We start from the raw sequence: 5,340 nt of genomic DNA, 5'->3' as shown, positions 1-5,340 counted from the left end.
TTTAACTCATTGTCACTATATCTTAGCATCATTATAGGTAAAAACAGAAGAAATAGTTATACTTTTCTTTAAAATACACAAAAAGTTTTAAGGTGTTTCCACCTTGCAGATGTTGGGGGGCAATGTTATAATTCAACCGGTTGCATAAACTGTATAGCTTGAAAAAGTTCAAAAAGCCAAAAATAATAAACTGCAGTTGACAAACTGAAGAATAGTTGATATAAATTACCCCAAGCACAGAACAAAGGAGGAATAAGGGTGGTTAGAAGTTTGGCTTCCGGAATACATCCTGAACCAGGACGAATAAGATGAACCTGCCCGTTTTGATTTGGTGTGAGGGGTTAGTGATTTTTAAAAAAAACGGGAGGGATAATTATGTGGATAAAAGATCAAAATGGCAACTGGTACATGGCAAATCAGAGCATCATAGAGGAAACTTTCACGAGCTTCAATGTGTGGACCAAGGATGAAAGTGGCCATTGGTTGTTGGCCAAATCTCAGGATGCTGTATCCTCACCTCAAACTTCAGCGGTTTACCATTTAGCGGAATCCTTGTAATGTGAGGTTTTGTCCTTTAATAAATAAGTGAGTGGGCTATCGGAAGCAGGCGCCTTAGGGCGCCTGCTTGTTATTGATATAATGGCTTAGGTCGTTATAGTTAGTATAGTGAGTCAATGTTCATATTAAAGTTTTTATGAAAGGAGCAATAGCATGATAATTGGCTACTTTGATGGGGCGTCCAGGGGGAATCCTGGAGAGGCCGGAGCAGGTGCTTGTATCGTTGATTTTGGCAAGGGGCAGATCCTGTGGAAGGAGTCCAAGTACTTAGGCAAGCGAACCAACAACGAAGCGGAGTACGAGGCTCTGATCCTCTTGCTTAGAGAACTCTTGAATAGGAAACTTTACAATTGTGTTGTGAAAGGTGACAGCAAGTTGGTGGTCAATCAGATGCTGGGCAACTGGAAGATAAGGGAGCCCAGACTTTTACCTTTGGCAGAAGAGGCCCTGTTCCTCATCGATAAGACGAAAGCTCGACTTCAGTGGATACCAAGACAGGAAAACAGCCTGGCTGATAATCTTTCGAACAAGGCTATAGACGAAAGCAAAAGAGTTGGTGGAGAGACTGACGAACATGCCGATAAATTGGTCTCTCGTATGGTATCTGACCATATATACATTGTAAAAGATGGTCAGGAAGAGTTTGTCGTAGATGTGAAACACAACAGTTGTAGCTGCCCTGATTTTAGGACAAAAGGGCATTGTGCTCACATGGAGGAGGTCACCAAGGGAAGAAAAAAAACAAAGGCTTAAAACCAGACTTATGAGGTGGTATTTTTGGGGAAAAGGCGGGTAAATTGCCTTTTGGGTTTTACTACCCTATTTGGAGTTTTGATTTTGTGCGTTTTTTGGTCCCTGTCTGTGGGAGAAGCACCTATATCCATTAGACGGGTTTTTTCGGTTTTGGGGAGTTTGGTGTGGGGTAACCCTGATGGTTTCCAGGCACAAGAAAGATTGATCCTATTGGATATAAGGCTTCCAAGGGTTGTTTCTGCATTACTTGTAGGAGCATGCCTTTCCACCAGTGGGGTTATTTATCAGGGGCTTTTGATGAACGTTCTGGCAGAGCCTTACACTCTTGGAGTGGCTACCGGAGCCGCATTTGGGGCATCTTTGGCCTTTCTGTTAGGTCTAAGGCCTGTGGCGATTTATGCATTCGTTGGGGGTGCAGCTTCTCTTTTGGTCTCCATGGCTTTGGCCGGAGGAAGTAAGGGTATCAAAAATTCTCCTAGACTAATTCTTGCTGGAGTAGTAGTTAGCAGTATATTGAGTGCTGGCATAACTCTGCTCAAAGCCTTAGCAGGCCAGCAAGCTTCCGTTATAGTATTTTGGCTTTTGGGCAGTTTTTCCTCAGCTGACTGGTCTCAGGTCTTTTTAGTTTTTGCTTCGGCTATGGCCGTTTTGACTGTAGGCTTATTCTATTCCAGAGAGATGGACATTATAGCTTCAGGGGGGCCAGCAGAGGCCTTGGGTGTTGACGAAGGGAGGACAAAACTAGCCCTTCTCTTTTTGAGTTCCCTTGCAACATCTGTAGCAGTTTCTACCTGTGGTGTGATAGGGTTTGTTGGTCTGGTAGTGCCCCATTTGTTGCGGTTGATCTTTGGTCCGGGACATCGGGGGCTTGTGGTTTTGGCCTTTTTGGGTGGAGGCATTTTGCTTGTTGTAGCGGACACGTTCTCCAGAATGTTAGGAGAGCTTCCTATAGGAGTCCTTACTGCTCTTACGGGTGGCCCTGTGTTTTGCTTCCTCCTGTGGAAGGGAAGGTAGGAGTAATGAGGGGGATTAGCGTGGCGTTAGAAGCCAATAATATAAGCGTGATCATGGGGGACAAGGTCATTTTGGACTCCGTTACCTTCCATCTTCAATATGGGGAGATATTGGGCCTTTTAGGCCCCAACGGGAGCGGAAAGAGCACTTTGATAGGTGCTGTTGCAGGTGTTGGCCGCATGACCAGCGGTGAAGTTTTCTTCGAAGGGAAGAACATAAAAGAGATTGCCAAAAGGGACCTTGCGAGGAAGGTTGCCGTGGTTCCACAGCAGAACTACTTTTATATGCCCTTCAGGGTTATAGAGATAGTGCTTATGGGCCGTTATCCCTACGCGGGAAGGTTCAATAGCTTTGGAGCTCAGGATTACGAAATTGCCAGAAATAGCTTGAAGGCTGTAGATCTTGAGGGATTTGAGGATCGGTTGGCTACAGAGCTTTCGGGTGGAGAAGCCCAAAGGGTAGCAATAGCCAGAGCTCTGGCCCAGGAGCCCCACATTCTTTTGATGGACGAGCCTACAAGCGCATTGGACCCTAAACATGCTCTTTCCATGTTTAAGCTCGTGGAAGGACTGAGGGAAAAGGGATGTGCCATATTGATAGCCATGCACGATGTGAACTCTGCCCTTCGTTGGTCCGATCGGGTAATGTTCCTGAAGGAGGGTAAAGTGGTTTGTACCAAAAAGTCAAGGGATTTGGACACAACCTCTTTGGAGACAGTGTTCGGCGTGAAATGGACGAAACACTTCATACCTGATGTAGGAGAAATAGCGTTTCCTGTAGCCGATTGAAACAGGAAACGCTGAAAAACCTTACGCAAGCAAGAAGAATAACCTCAGCATGAAACCGAACAATATCGCTGTTGTCAACATTATTCCCAGACTGTAAAGCATCTTCTTGGCTCCAAGTTCCCTAAAGAGGACTATGAAAGTAGCTATGCACGGGAACGTCATGGACAACATCACCACGGTTATGACCATTTGCTGAGGGGTGAGGTTCAGCGGTAACAGCATACCAACGGCCACGTCTTTTCTCAATAGTCCTAGTATTATGGGGCCAGCTGTTGATGCTGGAAGCCCCAGAACGATGTTGAAGAAAGGCTCCAAAAGGTTGGATATTACGTTCATAATTCCTGACATATAGAGAAGGTTGACCACCAGGACGCCAAATAAGACTAGAGGGATTGCCTCAATCAGAAAACCCCTGATCCTAAACCACAGTTTAAGACCGAGTCCTCTCAATGAAGGAACTCTATACGGAGGTATCTCTATGATGAGCTCGGGGCTGTAGCCTGGAAGCAACGCATTTAGGATCCTTCCTAAGACTATCCATGCGACAGCAAGGGAGCCGTACACCATTGCCACGTATTTGCCGCCAAAGCTTCCTAGCGCACCGAATATCATCGCTTGAAGGCCAGCGCATGGTACGGCTACGGAAATTAGCGTAGAAGCAATGAATCGCTCTCTGGGGGATTCAAGAACCCTCGTCGCCAGGATGCCAGGCACGTTGCACCCTAGGCCAAGCAGGTTGGGGACTATTGCGAAGCCGTGGAGGCCCAATCGGTGCATCAACGAGTCGAATAATACAGCAAGTCGAGGTAGATATCCTGAATCTTCCAGTAAACTCAGTACGGTGTAAAATGCAAAAATATATGGCAGAACCATTACGAGGGGGACGTATAGACCTGTAGTCAATAGGCCGAAACTTTGCTCAAAGTCTAATGTGCCGTTTATCAATGTTCCTAGTAACAAAGAGTGCATAAAGCCTTGGGGATTCATGCTCCTTGAGAGAGCTTCCAGTAGAGGCAGGACAAATGTAGAGAAGATGGGATCAAGGATGTAGTTTATGATGCCCTCTCCGATCTGTCTAACAGCGTAATAACTTGCAACTATTACGGCTATTCCAAACAGAGCGCCCCACAAGGGATGGACTGTGATGTCCTCCAGACGGTCCTTCACAGTGTGATGTCTGTGATGGGCTTTTTGTGTTTGGGCGATTATGTTCCCTATGGTCTTCCACCTATCTTCGTCACTTTGTGGAGTTATGTGGGATTTTCTAGCCTCCTTGAGGCGATTCACCAAGTTCTTTATTCCCCTGCCAGAAAGAGCAACAGTTGGGACTACGGGAACTCCCAGAGCTTTCTCAAGAGCTTCAATGTTGATCTCAATGCCTTTATGCCTAGCTTCGTCTACCATGTTGAGCGCAACTATGGCTTTCTTTCCAAGCTCCAGGACTTGAAGGGCCAAGTATAAGTTCCTCTCCAGTGCTCCTGCGTCAAGGACAATTATCACTATGTCAGAATCTTCTTCGATTATGCGCTTGGCCACTTCCTCTGCTTCGTTTGTGGGATTCAATGTGTAAGTTCCTGGGACATCTATGATAACGTAGTTTTGACCTTCGTGTCGTAGGTTTCCTTGAGTGAAACTTATGGTTGTTCCAGGAAAATTAGAAGATATGGCATGAACTCCGGTCAACCTCGTGAAGACGGCACTTTTGCCCACGTTAGGATTGCCCACTAGGAGAATTTTTTTTAGTTCGGAAGGTGAATTTTCATTGGAAGCCGGACAGCCTCCGCAATGCTGAGCTTGGTCGTGGCAACCGAGGCAGGGGAACTTCATTGGGATTCTCCTTCCGTAATAGGTTCAACCACAATTTTCTCGCTCATCCCATGACCTATGGCAATCTGCCTTCCGTCCAGTGAGATGGTAACAGGCCCCTTGAAGGGCATTCCTGAGACCTTTTCTATTGTTTTCCCAGGTCTCAGCCCCAAAGCTTCTATTCGTTTACCACACAAGCCTGGAGGCAGAGAAACTATCTTGGCCTTTTGGCCATTTTTCAATAAATGAAGCCCAGTGGTCATGTTTACCTCCTCTTCGGCAAGGAAGAATAACTTAAGAAAAGTTAGCCTCACCAAACTTTTTGCACATGCAACGATACACGGTTGTGCCTTTATTGTCAATATCCTTTATCAATAAACTCCCAGGCGACTTTGCTTGACTAGTTTGGGGGGAAGGAAGA

The 5,340-nt window shown here is 46.0% G+C and carries 6 protein-coding genes; 4 read left to right on the top strand and 2 right to left on the bottom strand.

The features are described from left to right. Positions 1–375: 375 nt before the first annotated feature. The 4 genes from V7Z69_RS09430 to V7Z69_RS09415 all read left to right on the top strand — a co-directional run bounded on the left by V7Z69_RS09430 (position 376) and on the right by V7Z69_RS09415 (position 3,113). Complete coding sequence (locus V7Z69_RS09430; protein WP_334139741.1) at positions 376–558, top strand: hypothetical protein; 183 nt, start codon at positions 376–378, stop codon at positions 556–558. Positions 559–711: 153 nt separating this feature from the next. Further along, a complete protein-coding gene (locus V7Z69_RS09425) occupies positions 712–1,311 on the top strand; it encodes a ribonuclease HI family protein (RefSeq protein ID WP_334139740.1) in 600 nt (199 codons plus the stop codon). 24 nt (positions 1,312–1,335) lie between these two features. Next, positions 1,336–2,325 carry a FecCD family ABC transporter permease gene (locus V7Z69_RS09420; protein ID WP_334139739.1) on the top strand — a complete coding sequence of 330 codons (990 nt, stop codon included), beginning with the start codon at positions 1,336–1,338 and terminating at the stop codon, positions 2,323–2,325. A gap of 20 nt (positions 2,326–2,345) precedes the next feature. Continuing rightward, entirely contained in the window at positions 2,346–3,113 is a 768-nt protein-coding gene (locus V7Z69_RS09415) for an ABC transporter ATP-binding protein (protein WP_334139738.1), read from the top strand. A gap of 21 nt (positions 3,114–3,134) precedes the next feature. Here the strand turns inward: V7Z69_RS09415 and V7Z69_RS09410 are convergent, their stop codons facing one another. Continuing rightward, positions 3,135–4,940 (bottom strand): ferrous iron transporter B, encoded by a 1,806-nt coding sequence (locus tag V7Z69_RS09410; RefSeq protein WP_334139737.1) that lies wholly within the window; start codon positions 4,938–4,940, stop codon positions 3,135–3,137. Continuing rightward, positions 4,937–5,182 carry a FeoA family protein gene (locus tag V7Z69_RS09405; RefSeq protein ID WP_014163675.1) on the bottom strand — a complete coding sequence of 82 codons (246 nt, stop codon included), beginning with the start codon at positions 5,180–5,182 and terminating at the stop codon, positions 4,937–4,939. The genes V7Z69_RS09410 and V7Z69_RS09405 overlap by 4 nt, the downstream gene beginning before the upstream one ends. Between the last annotated feature and the right edge of the window lie 158 nt (positions 5,183–5,340).

The sequence above is a fragment of the Thermovirga lienii genome (genome assembly GCF_036847465.1).
Classification (GTDB): domain Bacteria; phylum Synergistota; class Synergistia; order Synergistales; family Thermovirgaceae; genus Thermovirga; species Thermovirga lienii.
Note: the sequence above shows the minus strand (reverse complement) of the source record. Positions and strands in the feature narration are given on the sequence as shown.

Coding starts and splice junctions, on each gene's coding strand:
- V7Z69_RS09430 (WP_334139741.1), top strand. CDS start 376: ATGTGGATAAAAGATCAAAATGGCAACTGGTACATGGCAAATCAGAGC.
- V7Z69_RS09425 (WP_334139740.1), top strand. CDS start 712: ATGATAATTGGCTACTTTGATGGGGCGTCCAGGGGGAATCCTGGAGAG.
- V7Z69_RS09410 (WP_334139737.1), bottom strand. CDS start 4,940: ATGAAGTTCCCCTGCCTCGGTTGCCACGACCAAGCTCAGCATTGCGGA.
- V7Z69_RS09405 (WP_014163675.1), bottom strand. CDS start 5,182: ATGACCACTGGGCTTCATTTATTGAAAAATGGCCAAAAGGCCAAGATA.